Source organism: Patulibacter defluvii (assembly GCF_034096925.1).
GTDB lineage: Bacteria > Actinomycetota > Thermoleophilia > Solirubrobacterales > Solirubrobacteraceae > Patulibacter > Patulibacter defluvii.
In genome coordinates this window covers 62,733-80,588 of record NZ_JAWZSQ010000003.1, presented here as the reverse complement: position 1 = coordinate 80,588, position 17,856 = coordinate 62,733, and the positions used below count along the sequence as shown (strand labels likewise).

The 17,856-nt window shown below is 75.4% G+C and carries 15 protein-coding genes; 3 read left to right on the top strand and 12 right to left on the bottom strand.

The features are described 5' to 3' along the window. Window positions 1–2 precede the first annotated feature (2 nt). From SH587_RS04400 to SH587_RS04350, 11 genes are all read right to left on the bottom strand, one after another. Window positions 3–1,295, bottom strand: coding sequence for an oxygenase MpaB family protein (locus tag SH587_RS04400; protein WP_320669357.1), 1,293 nt, complete (start codon window positions 1,293–1,295; stop codon window positions 3–5). Then, window positions 1,292–2,686, bottom strand: a complete 1,395-nt coding sequence (locus tag SH587_RS04395) for an MlaD family protein (protein ID WP_320669356.1) — start codon at window positions 2,684–2,686, stop codon at window positions 1,292–1,294. Before SH587_RS04395 ends, SH587_RS04400 begins: the two co-directional genes overlap by 4 nt. Window positions 2,687–2,717: 31 nt before the next feature. Further along, the gene (locus tag SH587_RS04390; RefSeq protein ID WP_320669355.1) at window positions 2,718–3,992 is read right to left on the bottom strand and encodes an MlaD family protein; all 1,275 of its coding nucleotides are present in this window, start codon (window positions 3,990–3,992) and stop codon (window positions 2,718–2,720) included. Continuing rightward, a complete protein-coding gene (locus SH587_RS04385) occupies window positions 3,992–5,521 on the bottom strand; it encodes an MlaD family protein (protein WP_320669354.1) in 1,530 nt (509 codons plus the stop codon). The genes SH587_RS04390 and SH587_RS04385 overlap by 1 nt, the downstream gene beginning before the upstream one ends. Next, window positions 5,518–6,948, bottom strand: coding sequence for an MlaD family protein (locus SH587_RS04380; RefSeq protein ID WP_320669353.1), 1,431 nt, complete (start codon window positions 6,946–6,948; stop codon window positions 5,518–5,520). Before SH587_RS04380 ends, SH587_RS04385 begins: the two co-directional genes overlap by 4 nt. Continuing rightward, complete coding sequence (locus tag SH587_RS04375; protein ID WP_320669352.1) at window positions 6,945–8,210, bottom strand: MlaD family protein; 1,266 nt, start codon at window positions 8,208–8,210, stop codon at window positions 6,945–6,947. The genes SH587_RS04380 and SH587_RS04375 overlap by 4 nt, the downstream gene beginning before the upstream one ends. Continuing rightward, window positions 8,207–9,520: an MlaD family protein gene (locus SH587_RS04370; RefSeq protein ID WP_320669351.1), complete on the bottom strand. Its 1,314-nt coding sequence runs from the start codon at window positions 9,518–9,520 to the stop codon at window positions 8,207–8,209. Before SH587_RS04370 ends, SH587_RS04375 begins: the two co-directional genes overlap by 4 nt. Beyond that, window positions 9,517–10,302 carry an MlaE family ABC transporter permease gene (locus tag SH587_RS04365; protein WP_320669350.1) on the bottom strand — a complete coding sequence of 262 codons (786 nt, stop codon included), beginning with the start codon at window positions 10,300–10,302 and terminating at the stop codon, window positions 9,517–9,519. Before SH587_RS04365 ends, SH587_RS04370 begins: the two co-directional genes overlap by 4 nt. Then, entirely contained in the window at window positions 10,302–11,096 is a 795-nt protein-coding gene (locus SH587_RS04360; RefSeq protein ID WP_320669564.1) for an MlaE family ABC transporter permease, read from the bottom strand. The genes SH587_RS04365 and SH587_RS04360 overlap by 1 nt, the downstream gene beginning before the upstream one ends. A gap of 243 nt (window positions 11,097–11,339) precedes the next feature. Beyond that, a complete protein-coding gene (locus SH587_RS04355; protein ID WP_320669349.1) occupies window positions 11,340–12,257 on the bottom strand; it encodes an oxygenase MpaB family protein in 918 nt (305 codons plus the stop codon). An 18-nt stretch (window positions 12,258–12,275) separates the two neighbouring features. After that, window positions 12,276–13,418, bottom strand: coding sequence for an acyl-CoA dehydrogenase family protein (locus tag SH587_RS04350; RefSeq protein WP_320669348.1), 1,143 nt, complete (start codon window positions 13,416–13,418; stop codon window positions 12,276–12,278). Window positions 13,419–13,535: 117 nt separating this feature from the next. Between SH587_RS04350 and SH587_RS04345 the strand changes: the two genes are divergently transcribed. The 3 genes from SH587_RS04345 to SH587_RS04335 all read left to right on the top strand — a co-directional run bounded on the left by SH587_RS04345 (window position 13,536) and on the right by SH587_RS04335 (window position 16,944). Continuing rightward, window positions 13,536–14,396, top strand: a complete 861-nt coding sequence (locus SH587_RS04345) for an oxygenase MpaB family protein (protein WP_320669347.1) — start codon at window positions 13,536–13,538, stop codon at window positions 14,394–14,396. Between the two features lie 120 nt (window positions 14,397–14,516). Then, window positions 14,517–15,719, top strand: coding sequence for an acyl-CoA dehydrogenase family protein (locus SH587_RS04340; RefSeq protein ID WP_320669346.1), 1,203 nt, complete (start codon window positions 14,517–14,519; stop codon window positions 15,717–15,719). Between the two features lie 184 nt (window positions 15,720–15,903). Then, entirely contained in the window at window positions 15,904–16,944 is a 1,041-nt protein-coding gene (locus tag SH587_RS04335) for a fatty acid desaturase (protein ID WP_320669345.1), read from the top strand. Here SH587_RS04335 and SH587_RS04330 read toward each other — a convergent pair. Next, window positions 16,941–17,810 (bottom strand): SDR family oxidoreductase, encoded by an 870-nt coding sequence (locus SH587_RS04330; RefSeq protein ID WP_320669344.1) that lies wholly within the window; start codon window positions 17,808–17,810, stop codon window positions 16,941–16,943. The genes SH587_RS04335 and SH587_RS04330 overlap by 4 nt on opposite strands. Window positions 17,811–17,856 lie beyond the last annotated feature (46 nt).

Below are 17,856 nucleotides of genomic sequence, written 5' to 3'. Positions count from 1 at the left end.
GCTCAGCGGCGGAACTCCTCGACCGGCTGGAACTCCGCCGCCCGGCCGCCGGTCTCGTTGCGGTACCAGCGCTCGCGTCGCCAGCGCTGGACGCGGTCGGCGACGTCGTCGAGCCCCGGCAGCAGCCGCCGGCCGGTCTCCAGCGTCATGTTGACCGGGAACTGGAGCAGCGGGTGGATCGCCCACGGCCACGGGAACGGCATCCGGTGGCGGCGGTAGGTGCCCGGCAACGACCAGAAGCGGGTGTAGCCGATCTGGACCCGGTAGTTCAGCTCGTCCCGCAGCCGCTTGCGCCAGGGGCTGCCGGGCGTCGGGCGGAAGGCGGGCAGGTAGGACTCGACCAGCTCCTCGCCGTGGCGGCCGGCGGCGTAGGCGCGCTTGACGAAGGCGGCGAACATCAGCCGGACGCTGTCCTCGAACGTCTCCGGGTACCAGGCCGGCTGGACCCCGAGCAGGTGGCCGATGTAGCGCCAGTAGTGGAGCGTGGCCTCGATCTCGCGGATCGTCGTCTGGTGGCCCAGGCTCCAGAGCGCCAGCCCCGGCACCGTGCTGCCCCCCATCAGGGTCAGCGTCGCGTCGCTGATCGAGATCGGCACGCCCCAGGCCTCGGAGTCCCACTCCGGGTGGCGGACCAGCCGCCGGCGGATGAAGACGTGCATCACCCGCACCCGCATCGCCGTCGCGCGGCCACGGCCGATCGGCGAGTCGGGGGCGACGTCGCCGGTCCGGCGGTCGAGCCCGCCCGGCTCGGAGACGTCGATCCAGAAGCGGGTCGTCTCCAGCTGGCGCTTGTGAGCGGTGTCGCCCGCGTAGCCGCCGGCGAGCGAGAGCGGCATCGTGATCGAGGACTCGGAGTACATCTCCAGCGTGCTGGTGGTGGCGAAGCTGAAGACCGCCGTGCCCCAGCGGCGGAAGACCCGGGCGCCCAGCTCGACCTGCTCGCGGTCGAGCCACGCCGGGTCGCGCTCGAACTCCTCGAACAGCGCCACCATCGAGGCCGGCGCGTCGGGCAGCGACTCGATCCCGTGCTCGATCGCCTGGTCGAGCAGCCGCCGGCCCTCGGCCGCGCCGCGCTGGAGGTAGACCTCGTCGACGAACGCCTCGGCGACCGGATCGGCCGCGTAGTAGTCGGCGGCGAAGGCCCGCACCAGCTCCTCGGAGGGCTGCGGGTCGAACCGCCAGAGGGTCCGCCAGGCGCGCCGCGCCAGCTGCACGCGGCGGTCGTCGCGGCGGTCCCAGTAGCGGAACTCGGTCGGGATCGGGATCGGGGTCGGGGTCGGGGTCGCGGTGCTCACGGTCGGGCCTCGACGTGCGGGTAGGAGCGGTCGACGCCGTCGAAGCGCCACGGCGGCTGCGGCACGCACGGCGGCGCCGGGCCGAGGGCCAGGAACGACGGCGGCTTGTCCGCGTCGCGGCAGTCGAAGGCCGGCAGGTTGCCGCCGCTCAGCATCCGCAGCGCGCCCGGCGCCGGGTAGGGCGTGGCGCGGAAGCTCGGCTGGCGCTCGCTGAGGCCGTAGAAGGAGCTGTTGGTGGCCAGGCCCGCGAGCCGGATGATGTGCTGACGGCGGCCGTCGGCGCCGCGGATCGTGGTCTGGGTCATCGCCCCGAGCTTCGCCGCCCACGCCACCAGCTGCTCGCGGTAGGCGGCCAGGATCCCGAAGAAGCCGGGCATCTGGCGGGTCGCGCCGCGGGCCGCCGGCAGCAGCGTCGGCAGCTCGCCGACGACCGCCTCGGTGCGGGGCAGGACCGCCTTCGCCTGCCGCAGCCGCGGGCGCGCGTCGTGCAGCAGGTCGGCCATCGCCGGCACCAGCCGGTTGGCGGCGTCGAGCGCGCCCGGCAGCACCGGCGCCGCGTCGCGCAGCCGGCGGACGGTCGGGGCGGCGCGGCGGCTGAGCCGCTGGGCGACGGCCAGCGTCCGCCGGGTCTCGTCGAGCAGCGCCGGCAGGCCGTCGACCGTCTGCCGCAGCGGCGTCGTCCGGCGGGCCGCGTCGGCGACGATCCCGCGCGCGTCGCGGACGATCCCGTCGAGGCTCCCGCCGCTCTCGGCGACGGCGGCCAGGACCGTGTCGCTCTGCCGCAGCAGCCGCGCCACCAGCGGCTGCTGGCGGTCGACGATCGCCGTCGTCCGCTCCAGGTCGCGGGTGGTCGGGCCGACCTGGCCGAGCAGCTGGTTGAGCTCGGTCCCGCGGCCGCGGAGGGTCACCTGGAGGGTCCGCGAGAGCCGCCGGATCGCCTTCCGGGTGGGCGGGTCGAGCGCGTCGAGGACGTCGCCGACGGTCGGCGTGACGTCGACCAGCGAGGGGTCGAGCCGGCCGCCCTCGGCGATCGTCGGCCCGCCCGCGGTGCCCGGCGAGAGCGCCACGAACCGCTCGCCGAGCAGCGACTTGCTGCGCAGCAGCGCGCGGGTGTCGCGCGGCAGCGGCGCGAACCGCGGCTCGATCTCCAGCCGCGCGTCGGTGGCGGTGCCGACCGGGGTCACCCGCACCACGCGGCCGACCTTGACCCCCGAGATCCGGACGTCGGCGTTGCGCACCAGGCCGGTGCCGTCGGGGAAGCGGACCGACGCGGTGTAGGCCTTCGGCTGGAAGGGCACGACGCCGTCGACCCGGACCCAGAGCGCGATCGCGGCGACCGCGGCCGTGGCGACGACCAGGATCACCGCCACGATCACCGACCGCTGGGGCATCCGGGTCAGCACGGGCGGCTCCGATCGACGCTCACGAGCAGGCTCCCAGCAGGCCGCCGAGCAGCGGCTTCAGCACCGCGCCCAGGATCGGGTCGGCGGTCAGCGCCGAGCAGTTGACCAGCGGCAGCAGCCGCCACGCCGACCCGGCCGCGTCGGCGGTCGAGAGCATCGAGTTGGCGTTGTGGAAGAACCACGAGCCCCAGTACAGGTAGCCCTTGCGGCCGTCGCCCGGATCGGCGACCAGCTCGTTGAAGCCGTAGGCCAGCGCGGCCATGATCCGCCGCGCCGGCGGGGCGATCGCCTCGATCTGGCGCAGCACCGGGACCGCGCTGCGGATCGTCGGCGTGATCTGGCGGACCAGCGGCCGGACGTCGTCGCGGAGGAACGGCTCGGCCGTCCGCAGCACCCGCCGGACGTCGCGGGTGGTGGCCGGCAGCCGCCGGATCGCCGGACGCAGGGTGCGGGCGGTGCGGGTGGCGGTCCGGATCAGGTCGCTGGTGCGGTCGACGGTGCTCGACGCGTGCCGCAGGGTGCTCGGCAGCCGCCGCAGCGAGCGCCGCAGGGCCGCGTCCTGCTGGCCGAGGCTGCCGAGCGTCCCGCCGAGGTCGTCGAGCAGCTGGCCGACCCGCTCGCCGTCGTCGCCGGTCGCGTCGGCGACCAGCGTCAGGTCGTGGACCAGCTGCCGGATCAGGCGGTCGCGGTCGGCCAGCGCGGCGGTGATCCGGCGGCCCTGCCGGGCGGTCGGGCCGAGCTGCGCCAGCGCGTCGCCGAGCTCCCGCCCGCGGCCGTCGAGGCCGTCGCCGGCGGTCGCCAGCAGCTGCTCCAGGTAGAGCCGCGAGTCGGCGTCGAGCGCGGCCAGGATCTGGTCGACGTCGATCGTGGTCGAGGTCTGCGAGGGGTCGATCGTCGCCCCCGACCGCAGCACCGGCGCCGAGCGGTCGCCGGGGTCGAGGTCGACCTGCATGTTCTTCAGCGGCGTCAGCGGCACCAGCTCGGCGCGCGCGTTGGCGTGGACCCGCGGCAGCTTGCGGGGGTCGATCGAGAGCGACACGATCGGACGCCCGTCGCGCAGGCGGACGCCGGTGACCTCGCCGACCTGGACCCCGGCCACCGCCACCGGCTGACCGGTGTTCGGGGTCAGCGACTGGACCGTGGTGAAGGCGACGTCGATCCGGTAGCGGTCCTGGAACGGCAGCCGCAGCCGCTGCTGGCTGACCACGTAGCCACCGACCACCACCGCCAGCGCGACGAAGGCGATGATCACCGCCAGCCACCGTCCCTGCTGGCGCCACAGCCGCCGCAGCATCAGCGCCGCCCCTCCGGCTCGCCGAGCAGCGCGTCGAGCGCGCGGACGGCCCGCCGCAGCGTCGCCCGGTCGGCCGGGCCGGCCGGGGTGCCCGCGGCGCCGCCGGCCGGCGCGGGGCGGGTGGTGCCGGCGCGGACGGTCGCCGAGCGCAGCGGCGGCAGCGGCTGGTCGACGCAGGCCAGGTCGGGACGGAACGGCGGCAGCCCGTTGGTGCCGTACCAGGCCGGTCGCGCGCCGTCGATCTCGTCGCCGGTGGTGGCGGTCAGCGGGCCGAGGCCGGTGGTGGCGTCGGCGGCGAAGATCTTCGGGCCGAGGACCGCGGCCAGCCGCACGTTCGCCCCGTTGGCGTCGAAGCCCTGGCCGGCGCTGGCCAGGTTGACCGCCAGCGACAGCAGCTCCTGGAGCACCGTGGTGCCGGTCGACAGCTCGCCGTCCGGGACCCGCTGGTCGAAGCCGACCAGGATCTTGTCGCGCAGGCAGCGGACCAGCGGGGTCGCCTGGGCGAGGGTCGCGCTGCCGAGGTCGAGCACGTCCGGCAACTCGTCCAGCAGCGGCCGCGCGGCGCGGGCCAGCGCCGGCAGCTCGGCCGGGCGCGAGAGCCGGTCGGCCTGGCGCAGCGTGCGGTCGGCGGCGGTGAGCGCGGGCGGGGCGACCTCGAGCGCCGGCCGCAGGTCGGCGACCAGCCCGTCGACCACCGGCAGCGCCCGGCGGATCGCCCGCAGCGCGCCGGGCGCCCGCTCGGCGATCCGCGGGATCTCGCGCAGGACGGCGCGGGTGGCGGCGTCCTCGTCGGCGACGATCCCCGTCACCCGCCGGACCCCGGCCAGCGTCTGGCCGAGGCCGTCGCGGTGGGCGGCGAGGGCGGCGGTCGCGCGGTCGGCGTTGCGCAGCAGCTCACGCAGCTCGCCCGGGCGGGTGCCGCGGGCGGCGACCGCCAGCCGGGTCGCGTCGCGCAGGGTCGGCGGCAGCGCCCGCAGCAGCGGGGCCGCGCTGCCGCTGCGGCCGAGCGCCACGTCCAGCTCGCTCACGCTGGTGGTGATCTGGGCGCGCGCGTCGCGATCGAGCAGCCCGACCACCGACGGCAGCGAGACGGCCAGGGCGGTGTCGCGGCGGGGGATCGTGGCCCCGTCGGCCAGCGGCGCCGCGCCCGGCGGGCCCGGCTCGACCTCGACGATGTAGCCGCCCTCCAGGAACACCCGCGGGCGGATCCGCAGCCGCGTGCCGGCCCGCAGCGGCGGCGCGTCGTCGCGCAGCTCCATCGTCACCCGGGCGGTCGCCCCGGGCCCGGCGTCGACCCCGCTGACCTTGCCGATCTGGACCCCGGCGACCCGCACCGGCGAGCCGACCCGCAGGCCCATCGTGCCGTTGAAGACCCCGCGCAGCTGGCGTCCGCCGCTGCCCGGAAGCCCCTGGCCGCTGACGATCAGCGCGGCGACCAGCAGCAGCACGACGGTCCCGACCAGGCCGATCGCCAGGTACGGCGGACGGCGGTCGCCGCCGGCCGGTCGCCGTCGCCGGGCGGCGCTCACCGGCCCGTCCCCTCGAAGCGGTCGAGCAGCCCCGCCCGCCGCGCGCGGTCGAGCACCCCGGGCGGCGGCGCGGTCGGCACCACCGTCCGGTCGGCCGCGGCCGGACCGACCCGGCGGCCGGGCGCGTAGCGCTGGTTGCCGGCCACGCAGGCGGTCGCGTCCTGCCGCGGGTAGGGGTCGACGTGGAGGTCGTCGGACTGCTCGGCGGCCGGCAGCAGCTGCCGCGGGTCGATCAGGAAGATCCCGCCCAGCCAGCTGCCGGCGCGGTCGCCGGCGGAGACGGCGCTGGTCAGGTTGCGGCCCAGCAGACCGCCGCTGTTGCAGTGGACCTGGGCGTCGCCGACCGCGTCCATCGTCTGCCGCAGCGGCTGGTTGGTCCGCTCGACGTCGTCGAAGATCGTCTCCAGCGTCGGGCGCAGGCCGGCGAGGGTGGTCAGGATCCGGCCGCCGCCCTGGGCGGTCGCCACCACCCCGGTCGCCGGGGCCAGGGTCCGGCGGGTCTCGGACAGCAGCCGCTCGGCGGCGGCGACGGTCCGCGGCAGCCGCGCCGCCGACGGCCGCATCCGCTCGGCCAGCACCCGCAGGTCGGCCAGCAGCGGGCGGGCGGTGCGCAGGGCCGAGGTCGCCGCCGTCTCGGTCGCCGGCGCGGCGGCGATCGTCCGCTCCAGCGCCGGGCCCGAGGCCTCCAGCGCCCCGAGCACGGTCGTCGTGTCGTCGATCAGCTGCGGCAGCAGCGGGCGCAGGCCGTCGAGCAGCCCGACCGTGTCGTCGAGGTGGGCCAGCAGCGGCTCGAGCCGGTTGACCGGGTCGGCGAGCAGCGCCGCGAAGCGCTCGAACCGCGGCAGCAGCACCCGCGCCGCGTCGACCGCCTCGGTGATCTCGCGGCTGCGGCCGGCGAAGGCGGTCCCGGCCTCGTCGAGGATCGTGCGGAAGCGGCGGGCGAAGGTCGCGTCGGCGTCGGCCAGGACGTCGGTCAGCTCGACCACCCGCCGGGCCTGCCGCAGCGGCAGCTCGTGGCCGCCGGCGACCGTCGCGCGGGCGTGACCGCGGATCACGTCGACGTACTTGTTGCCGAAGACGTTGACCGGGCGGACCGCGACGGTGCTGTCGACCGGCAGCGGGTCCTGGTCGGGGTCGAGCTGGAGGTCGAGCTGGGCGACGATCCGGCCGTCGGGCAGCGGGTGGGCGGAGATCCGGTCGAGCCGGCCGACCCGCGCGCCGCCGATCCGGACGTCGTCGCCCTTGACCAGCGAGGCCGCGTCCGGCACCAGCACCGAGACCCGCTGGTAGTCGCGCCACGGCAGGCCGCGGCTGGCGCCCCACGAGATCGCGAAGACGACCAGCGCGATCGCCACCAGCACCAGCCCGAACCAGCGCTGGCGCTGCTCCAGCCGGTCGAGCAGGTCGTGCGGGCTGCGGCGGCTCACCGCCGGCCCCCGATCGTCGCCGGCGGGGTCGAGCGGAGCGCGGCCGGGCGCGCGGCCGGGTCGTCGCGCAGCCAGCCCGAGCACTCCGGGTCGCGCGTCTGCGCGTAGAGCATGCAGCGGGTGATCAGGATGTTGCCCGCGATCACGTGGCTGGTCGAGTCGTAGCGGGCCATCGCCGCGGCGGCGTAGTAGAGGAAGCCCCACAGCCCCTCGAAGAAGCCGGCGTCACGTAGCGACGAGAGGGTCCGGTCGCTGGAGGCGACGGTCGGGCCGAAGTCGGTCAGGTCGCGGGCCACGCGCGGCAGCAGCGGCGCCAGCTCGCGGGCCGCGCGGCGGGTCTGGCGCAGCGGCGTCCGCAGCTGGCCGAGGGTCCGATCGGCCTGGCGGACGACCGGGCCGACGGTCCGGCTGAGCCGCGCGATCCCCGGCGCCGAGCGGTCGGCGGCGTCGAGCAGCGGCCCGGCCTGGGCGCTGAGGCCGTCGAGCTCGGCCAGCGCCGGATCGGCCTGGTCGAGCAGCGCCGGCAGCCGCCGCACCGCCTCGGCCAGCTCGCCGCGGTGGCGGGCGACCCGCCGCCCGAGCGCCCCGCCGCTGACCGCCATCCGGTGGATCGAGCCGCGCCGCTCGGCCAGCAGCGCGGCGACCCGCGAGGTCCGCTCGACCGTCCGCCGCAGCCGGTCGCGCTGGCGGTCGACGATCGCCAGCAGCCGCCGGCCCTGCTGGAGGGCGGGGTTGGTGCGGCCGAGGATCTCGTTCAGGTCCTTGCCCTTGGCCGACAGCCCCAGGCCCAGCTGGCTGATCAGGACCCGCGTCCGCTCGCCGGTCGGCAGCGACCACAGGTTGAGCAGGTCGGCCAGGTTGACGGGGCGGCCGGTCTGGGCGACGGGGATCGTCGGCGGCCGGCCGTCGCGGCCCCGCAGCGGCGGCCGCCGGCGGTCGCCCGGCTCGCAGCCGACGTAGCTCTCGGCGATCAGCCCCTCGGGCCGGATCGCGCAGCTGGCGTCCTGCCGGAGATCGGCCACGTCGCGCTCCAGCTCCAGCTCCACGCGCGCGCGGTTCTCGGGCGTCAGGGCGATCTGGCGGACGCGGCCGACGCGGGCCCCGGCGACCTTCACCAGCGAGCCCTCCTGGATCCCGCGGGCGCTGTCGAAGACGACGTCGATCCGGGTCCGCGGCTGGTCCTCGCCGTTGCGGACGACCAGCACCACCGCGACCGCGACGGCGGCCAGCGCGACCAGGGCGAGCAGCGCCTTGCGACTCACCGCTCGTCGTCCTCGCGGTCGCAGTGGACGCCGGCCGGCACCCACGGGTTCGAGCGGTCGGCGGCCGGGGCGGCGGCCGATCCCGGGCAGCGGTTGGTGAGCCCGGTCCGGATCCCCTTCTGGCCGAGCAGGTTCGGCAGCAGGTTGGGCAGGATCCCGTCGAAGAGGCCGGCGCCGAGGTTGACGCTGGCGCGGCCGTAGTTGCCGTTGGCGTCGTAGTAGCCGCCGGCGGTGCCCGCGAACCCGGCCGTGAAGCCGCCGAGCACGTCGGGGACGTAGGGCCGGATCTGGTCCATCGCCGGCACCAGCGTCCGCAGCGTCGAGCGGACGTCGCGGAGCCCGGTCTCGATCTGCGGCAGCAGCCCCGGCAGCCGGTCGAGCAGCGGGCCGGCGCGATCGACCAGGTCGGCGCCGTCGGCGAGCGCCGCCAGCAGCCGCGGCCCCGAGGCGTCGAGCCGGCGCGCGAGCACCGTCAGCGGCCCGACCAGCGGCGCCGCCGCGTCGATCGTCGGCTGCAGCCGCACCAGCGTCGGGCGGGCGCGGCGGAGGGTCGCGGTCGCGTCACGGACCAGCGCCGGCGAGCGCTCCAGGGTCCGGGTCAGCTCGGCCCGGTGCTCGGCGACCGTCCCGACCACCCGCCGGGTCGAGCGCAGCCCGACGCGCAGGTCCTGCTCGTGGGCGGCGATCGTGCCGGTCAGGGCGTCGGCGCTGCGCAGCAGCCGGTCGATCGCCGGCTCCTCGGCCGCGACGTCGGACAGCAGGTCGCCGGCGGCGGTCACGGCCGGACCGGCGGCGTCGAGCGTCCGGGCGCCGTCAGGCCCGGTCCCGGCCAGGTTCGCGTCGGCCCGCCGCAGCAGCCGCGCCAGCCGGCCGCGGGTGCGGGCGTCGAGCGCGGTCAGGACGTGGTCGAGGTCGACGATCCCGCGGACGTCGGCCGCGGCCAGCTCGCCGCCGTCGGCGATCCGCGGGCCGTCGCGCGGGCCCGGCTCCAGCGCCACCACCCGGTTCGACTGCCCGGCCAGGCCGCCGGGGGTGATCGCCGCGCGGGTGCCGCGCCGCAGCGGCCGCCAGCGGTCGTCGTCGATCCGCAGCTCGATCCGCGCCCGCCGGTCGGGGGCCAGACCGACGGCGGTCACCGCCCCGACCCGCTGGCCGGCGACGGTGACGTCGTTGCCGGGGATCAGCTGGCCGGCGTCGGCGACCCGGAAGGCGATCCGGTAGTCGTTCTCGCCGCCGCGCACGATCGCCACCACGGCGAGCGCGGCCAGGACCAGGAAGGCCGGCAGGACCAGCCGCGGGGGCAGCCTCATCCGCCCACCGGCGATCGCGGGTCGCTGCCCCAGAAGAGCTGCGTCGAGAGCAGCCCGATCGCGTGGATCCCGACGATGTTGACCGCCATCGAGCGGGCGGTCGCCGTCCCGACCCCGACCGGTCCTCCGCTCGCGTTGTAGCCGAAGTAGCAGCCGACGAGGATCACGAACGCCGACATGCTCATCCCCTTGATCAGCGAGAAGACCATGTCGAGCGGGGTCTGGAAGACCCAGAAGATCTCCAGGTAGGCCGCCGCGGAGACCCGCCCGAACTGCCAGACGACCGCGATGTACGAGCCGGCGAAGCCGACCGCCACCGCGACGATGAAGACGAACGGCAGCACGATCATGTACCCGAGCAGGCGGGTCGCGCCGAGGTAGGTGATCGCGTCGAAGCCCATCACCTCGAGCGCGTCGATCTCGTCGCTGATCCGCATCGCGCCGAGCTCGGCGACGATCCCGGTGCCGACCTTCGCGGCCATCATGTAGCCGAAGGCGTAGGGGGTGACCTCGCGCAGGTTGCAGACCGCGGTGAAGGCGCCGGCGATCGACGGCGCGCCGATCGACTGGGTGCCGTACGCGCCCTGGATCCCGCACTGCAGCCCGAGCGCGAAGACGAGCAGGAAGACCACCCCGACCGAGCCGGAGATCAGGATCCCGGCCTGGCGGACCGACTCGCCGGCGAAGGCCAGCACGCGTCCGCTGAGGACCCGCACGATCACCTGCCAGGCGAAGTGCAGGATCTCGCCGAACCGCTCCAGCCCGTCGCGCGCGCTGGCCATCAGCGGACCGCCGAGAGGTCGGGGCTGAGCGCCAGCAGCGCCTGGGTGAAGGCGTAGTCGACCAGCCCGACGGCCAGGAAGGTCAGCACCACGGCCTCGTTGACCGCCCGCCCGACGCCGGCCGCGCCGCCCTCGGCGGTCAGCCCCTTGTAGCAGCAGACGATCGCGATGATCCCGCCGAAGATCGCCGTCTTCACGAACGACGCCGCCACCTCGAGCGTGGCCGCGTTGTCGAAGTAGGCGTGGAAGAAGACGCCGCTCGACGAGCCGTTGACGATCGCCACCAGCAGCCCGGCGAGCGAGCCGAAGACGAGCGCGAAGACGTTGAAGACCATCGTCACGATCACCAGCGCCAGGAACCGCGGGACGACGAGGTTGGTGATCGGGTCGACGCCCAGCACCGAGAGCGCGTCCAGCTCCTCGCGGATCTTGCGCGCCCCGAGGTCGGCGCACATCGCCGTGCCGGCCACCCCGGCCATCACGATCGCGCAGACCAGCGGCGCGAACTCGCGGATCACGGTGATCGAGAAGAGCCCGCCCATCCGGTCGATCGCCCCGACCAGGTTGAGGAAGCCGGCGGCCTGGATCCCCGCGGGCCCGTACGACATCGCCACCGCGGCGAGCACCAACGGCATCCAGCCGACCCGCATCGCGAACGCGATCTGGGAGACCAGCTCGGGCCCGAAGGCCAGCGGCGTGCGGATGATCGCCCGGGTCGTGCGCAGCAGCAGCACGCCCATCGCGCCGACCGTGCCCGGCAGCGCGGTCAGGGGTCCGCCGGTGACCGGCACCATGCTCACGACGGGACCCTCTCCGACCGGCCGGACGCGTCGCGGGCCGCAGCTGATCGCGCCCCGGACCGGCGTGCGCGCAGGGGGCTTCCCACTCCCGGATGAAGGCCTCCCGCCAGCATGGGACGATGTGACCCTAGCAGTATCAGCGTCACGCGATCAGGGGTGGACGAACGGTGGACGGCCGTGCCGTCCGCGGGCGATCGGGGACGTGGTCGCGGGCCAGCCTCGCAGGCCCCGCGCGCGTCATTCGGGGACCCGAGGCGGCAGGTCGACGGCCACCCGCTCGACCGCCGGCCGGCGTGTGATCCCGCGCCGGATCCGCAGGTAGGTGGGGCCGAAGATCCGCAGCGGCGGCAGCAGCCAGAAGACCGGCGTCGCCAACCGCGAGAGCCCGGCGAGCAGCCGGAACATCGCCTGCCGGCGACGGTTCCACGGCAGCCCGAAGCGCTCGCGCAGGACCGGCCCCAGCAGCCCGCCGGTGATCAGCAGCCCGATCCGCGCCGCCGGTGCGCTGACGATCCGCCAGAGCCACCCGGGCAGCCCCGGCAGCGGCGGCGCCGGCGGGGCCAGCACCAGCCGCAGCACCTGGTCGACCGCCGGCGTGTGCTCCAGCCGCTCGGCGATCGTGCGGTCGCGCAGCGCCTCGGCCTGCTCCCAGCTGTCGGGCAGGTCGCGCTCGCGGACGCCGAGCAGCCGCCCGACCCGCCGCCACTCCTGCCACAGCTGGTCGCGCTGGGCCGGCCGCAGCCGCCGGCCGAGCGCCCGGTGGCCGCCGATCATGCCCTCGGCCAGGGTCAGCTGGACCCAGGCGTAGGCCTCGGGCTCGAGCGCGTTGTAGCGGCGGCCCTGCTCGTCGACCCCGCGGATCCCGCGGTGCATCGCCCGCACCCGCCGGCCCATCTCGGCCGCCGCCTCCGGTCCGCCGTAGACCATCGTCGAGACGAAGTCGAGGGTCCGGTGGAGGCGGCCCCACGGGTCGAGCTCGAAGGCCGAGTGCTCGTGGACGCCGGCGCCGACGGTCGGGTGGGCGACCTGCAGCAGCAGCACGTAGACCGACGAGCCGACCATCCGCAGGTCGGAGCCGTAGCGCCAGGTGACGCCGCGCCGCGACGGCACCAGCGCGGCGGCCTCTTCGGGCGGAGGGAGGACGGACGGGGCCATGGCGCCGATGCTCTCCGCTCAGAGACCGAGCGTCTTGCCGATGATGTCGCGCTGGATCTCGGAGGTGCCGCCGTAGATCGTCGAGACGACCGTGTCGCGCACGTGGCGCTCCATGTCGAACTCGGTCGCGTAGCCGTACCCGCCCATCATCTGCATCCCCTCGAGCGCCGCGTGCTTGGCCAGCTCGGTGGTCTTCAGCTTCACCATCGAGCTCTCGCGGGCCAGCATCGCAGTCGGGTCGGCGTCGACCTGGCGGGCGACGTCGTAGGTCAGCAGCCGCGCGCACTCCAGCTCGAGCGCGATGTCGGCCAGCCGGTGCTTGAGCGCCTGGAAGCTGCCGATCGGACGGCCGAACTGCTGCCGCTGCTTGACGTAGGCGAGCGTGTCGTCGAAGGCCCGCTGGGCGCGGCCGAGCATCATCGCGCCGAGGATCAGCCGCTCGGTGTTGAGGCCGGCCATCAGCTGGGTCCAGGCGCCGTCGACCCGACCGACGACGGCCGCGTCGGGCAGGAAGGCGTCGGTGAAGTACACGTCGGCCTGCTCGCGGCCGCCCATCGTGCTGATCGCGCGGATCTCGACCCCCTCGGTCGGGACCGGCACGTCGAACATCGTCAGCCCCTCGTGCTTGGCGCCACCCGGCGTCGAGCGGGCCACCAGCAGGATGTGCCGGCACCAGGGGCCGTTGCTGATCCAGGTCTTCTGGCCGTTGATCCGCCAGCCGCCCTCGACCCGCTCGGCCCGGCAGGCGAGCGCGCCGACGTCCGAGCCGGCCTCGGGCTCCGACATCGCGATCGCCTGCGAGTCGCCGGCCACGATCCCGCCGATCACCGCCCGCTGCTGCTCGGGGCTGCCGAACTTCTCGAACGCGGCGCCGACGATCCAGGTCGGGCCGATCCCGCTGATCGGGGCCAGGCCGCGCTGGCTCTCCTCCAGGAAGAGGCACATGTCGACCGTGCTGCCGCCGAGCCCGCCGTGCTCCTCGCGGAACGCGATCCCCAGCCAGCCGAGCTCGGCGAGCTTGCGGTTCAGCGGCTCGCTGTGGGGCTGGCTGCCGCCGTCGGTCAGCGCGTCGCGCTGCTCGCGGGTGCCGCACTCGCGGGCACAGAAGTCGCGGATGGCGGCGACGAGCGCCTGCTGCTCGTCGGTCAAATCGAGGGGCACGGTGCTCCTTGCGGTGGGAACGGCGGCGGCCGCGGGCGACGTCGGACTTGACGTGGGCGGCCGCGCGGACGATGGTACATCTGTCGCTAACTTGTCTCAACCCGTGGAGACGGCACGATGACCGACCTATCCGACGAGCCCACCCTGCTCGACGCCGACAGCGTGCTCTGGCGCGTGGCCGGCGACGTGCGCGTCTTCCTGCTGCTGGGCCGGGCCTTCCTACTGCAGGTGGCGCACCCGACGATCGGCGCCGGCGTCGCCGACCACTCGAGCTTCCGCGAGGACCCGTGGGGCCGCCTGCAGGGCTCGTTCGGGCTGGTGCTGCGGACGATCTACGGCGCCGACGGGGCCGCGGTCGGCGCCCAGGTGCGGGCGTCGCACCGCGGGATCCGCGGCGTCAAGCCCGACGGCTCGCGCTACAGCGCCTTCGAGCCCGAGGCCTACTGGTGGGTGCTGGCCACCGGCGTCGACGGCAACCGCACGCTGCGCGGCTGGTCGAGGCACCCGCTGACCCGCGGCGAGGAGGCGCGGATGTACGACGAGTTCCGCGAGGTCGGCCGCCGCTTCGGCCTCCGCGACCGCGACATGCCGGCCGACCTGGCCGCGTTCGACCGCTGGTACGGCGAGATGCTGCGCGAGCGGATCGAGCGGACGCCGATGGTCGACGCCTTCCTGGAGACCCTCGGCGCCAGCCCGCCGCCCCCGCACGTGCCGGCGCTGGCCTGGCTGCCGATGCGGATCGCGGCCGGACGGGCGGCGACGGTGGCCAGCATCGGCACCCTCCCGCCGGCGGTCCGCGAGCGGCTGGAGCTGCCCTGGAGCGGCCGGATGCAGCTGGAGCTGGAGCTGCTGCGGACGGCGGCCCGGCGGGTCGACCTGCTGCCGTGGCGGCTGCGCTACCTGCCGCTGGCGCAGGCGGCCTACGGGCGGGCCCAGCGGGCGCCGGGCGCGGCCGGGCGGACGGCCGCCGCGGCCTAGACGGCGGCGGTCCGCGGTCCGGCCGATCGGCGGGTGCCGCGCCCGCCAGCGGTCGGTACCGTGCGGTACCGGCGGCCGCTCCGGACCGCCGGCGAGCCCCGAACGCGACGAGGTCCCCGGATGCCGATCGACCTGAACCCCAGCCCCGAGAGCGCCGAGCTGCGCGAGCGCACGGCGGCCTTCGTGCGCGAGACGGTGATCCCCGAGGAGGAGGCGCTGGGCGGCGTGCCCGGGCCGGCCGGTGGCGAGGGCGAGGCGCTGCGGTCGCGGCTGCAGGACGCGGCCAAGGCGGCCGGGATCTTCGCCCCCCACGCCCCGGTCGACGTCGGCGGGCACGGACTCGGGATGAGCGACCGGGCGCCGGTCTTCGAGGCCGCCGGCTACTCGCTGCTGGGCCCGCTGGCGCTCAACATCGCCGCCCCCGACGAGGGCAACGTCCACCTGCTGGCCGAGGTCGCGAACCCCGAGCAGCGCGAGCGCTACCTGGCGCCGCTGGCCAGCGGCGCGACCCGCTCCTGCTTCGCGATGACCGAGCCGGCGCCGGGCGCGGGCTCGGATCCGGCCGCGCTGGCGACGACCGCGACCCGGGTCGACGGCGGCTGGCGGATCGACGGCCGCAAGTGGTTCATCACCGGTGCCGACGGGGCCGGCTTCGCGATCGTGATGGCGCGGACGTCGGGCGCCGCGGGCGACCGCGGCGGGGCGACGATGTTCCTCGTCGACGCCGGCGCGCCGGGGATGACCGTCGGCCGCCACATCGACACCCTCGACCAGACCTTCTTCGGCGGCCACTGCGAGCTGACGTTCGAGGACTGCCGGGTCGGCGACGACGCGATCCTGGGCGCGCTCGACGAGGGCTTCCGCTACGCCCAGGTGCGGCTGGCGCCGGCGCGGCTGACCCACTGCATGCGCTGGCTGGGGATCGCCCGCCGGGCCCAGGACATCGCCGTCGCGCGGGCGGCCGAGCGCGAGCTGTTCGGCTCGCCGCTGGCCGAGCTGGGGATGGCGCAGGCGATGATCGCCGACAACGAGATCGACGTCGCCGCCGCGCGCGGGCTGATCGTGCGCTCGTGCTGGGAGCTGGACCAGGGCCGCTCGGGCGCCCAGTCGAGCGCGATCGCCAAGACCTTCTGCGCCGAGGCGACCTGGCGGGTGGTCGACCGGGCGCTGCAGCTGTGCGGGGCGCTGGGGGTCTCGGGCGACGCGCTGCTGTCGCGCTACCTGCGCGAGGTTCGACCGTTCCGGATCTACGACGGACCGTCCGAGACCCACCGCTGGGCGATCGCGCGGCGGGTGGTGCGGGCGGCCCGCCGCGACGGCTGACTCTCACGAACGACGCTCCGGCGCGCCAACCCGAGCGGCGACGCGCCAACTTCGGCTCCAGAACCCGGATCTTTCGTCCCTGGCGCGACACGAAGGGCGCCCGAACAGGAGAATGCGCGGCCCGGATCCAGCGGACGTGTACGCCCGTCGGATCCTTCGAAACCGAAAGATCCGACGGAGTCCGATGTCCACCATCACGCCCGCCGCCGCCAGCGACGCCGCGCCGCCCGAGCCCTCCTCGTGGAAGGCGACGCTGGCGCCGTACGCCCGGCCCCACGTCGGTCGCAGCCTGCTCGACCTGCTGACCTCGGTCGTGCCCTACGTGCTGCTGTTCGCGGCGATGTACCTGGCGCTCGACGTCTCGTACCTGCTGACGCTGGCGCTGTCGGTGCCGGCCGCCGGGTTCCTGCTGCGGACCTACATCGTCTTCCACGACTGCGCCCACGGGTCGTTCCTGCCGACCAAGCGCGGCAACCAGTGGCTGGGCCGGGTGATGGCGCTGATCGTCTACACGCCGTTCAGCGCCTGGCGCCACGACCACGCGATCCACCACGCGACGGCGGGCGACCTGGACCGGCGCGGCGGCGGCGACGTGCCGACGCTGACCGTCGACGAGTACCTGGCGATGTCGTGGGGCGGCCGGCTCGGCTACCGGCTGTTCCGCAACCCGTGGGTGATGTTCACGATCGGGCCGTTCTACGCGCTGGTGATCCAGCCGCGGCTGGTGCCGAAGGACGCGCGGCCGCGGATCAAGCGCAGCATCCACCTGACCAACGTGGTGCTGGCGCTGGCGATCGCCGGCCTCTGCCTGCTGATGGGCCCGGTCCAGTTCCTGCTGGTGCAGGCGCCGCTGGTGCTGCTGGCCGGCGGCGCGGGCGTCTGGCTCTTCTACGTCCAGCACCAGTTCGAGGACGTCTACTGGGAGTGCGGCGAGAACTGGAGCTACGCCGACGCGGCGCTGCAGGGCTCCTCGTACCTGAAGCTGCCCCAGCCGCTCCAGTTCTTCACCGGCAACATCGGGCTCCACCACGTCCACCACCTGAGCGCGCGGATCCCGAACTACAACCTCCAGCGCGCGCACGAGGAGAACGCCATCTTCCACGGCGTCCCCGTGCTCTCGATCGCCGACGGCTTCCGCGCCACCCGCCTGAAGCTGTGGTGCCGCGAGCGCCGCCGGCTGGTGACCTTCGCCGAGGCGCGGGTCGCGGCGGCGCCGGCCGCCTAGGCCGCCGGCGCGCGGTCGGCGACCGGCGCGTCGGGCAGGAAGATGTCGATCCCGAGCGGGGCGTCGCCGGGGATCGTGCGGTAGCCGGAGAGGTCCTCGACGCCCTCGGCCCAGAGGACCTCGTCGTCGACGAAGAAGTTGCCCGTGCAGCCGCGGGCGTCGCGGGTGAGGATCGCGTGGGCGGCGTCGGCCATGATCTCGGGCGTGCGGGCGCGGGCGATCGACTCCTCGCCCCCGAGCAGGTTGCGGACCGCCGCGGTCGCGATCAGGGTCCGCGGCCAGAGCGAGTTGGCCGCGACGCCGTCGGGGCGCAGCTCCTCCGCGAAGCCGAGCGTGGTCATCGACATCCCGTACTTGGCCAGCGTGTAGCCGAGGTGGCCGCCGAACCAGCGCGGGTCCAGGTCGAGCGGCGGCGAGAGGGTCAGGACGTGCCCGTTCGGCGCCCGCTTCAGGTGCGGCATCGCGGCCTGGACCAGGGCGAAGGTGCCGCGGATCTCGATCTGCTGCATCAGGTCGAACGACTTCAGCGGCAGCTCGGCGGTCGGTCGCAGGTCGATCGCCGAGGCGTTGTTGACCACCACGTCGATCCCCCCGAAGGCGTCGACCGTGCGCGCGACGGCGTCGGCCACCGCGTCGCCGTCGCGGACGTCGCCGACGATCGCCAGCGCCCGGCCGCCGGCGGCCTCGATCTCCGCCGCCGCGGTGTGGACGGTGCCCTCCAGCTTCGGGTGCGGCTGGTCGGTCTTGGCCAGCAGCGCCACGTTGGCGCCGTCGCGGGCGGCCCGCAGCGCGATCGCCAGGCCGATGCCGCGGCTGCCGCCGGACATCAGGATCGTCTTGCCGGAGAGGGTGCGGTCGGTGGTCATCTCGGGTTCCTCGCGGTCGATCTGCACACGGTCGTGCGCAGAGCCG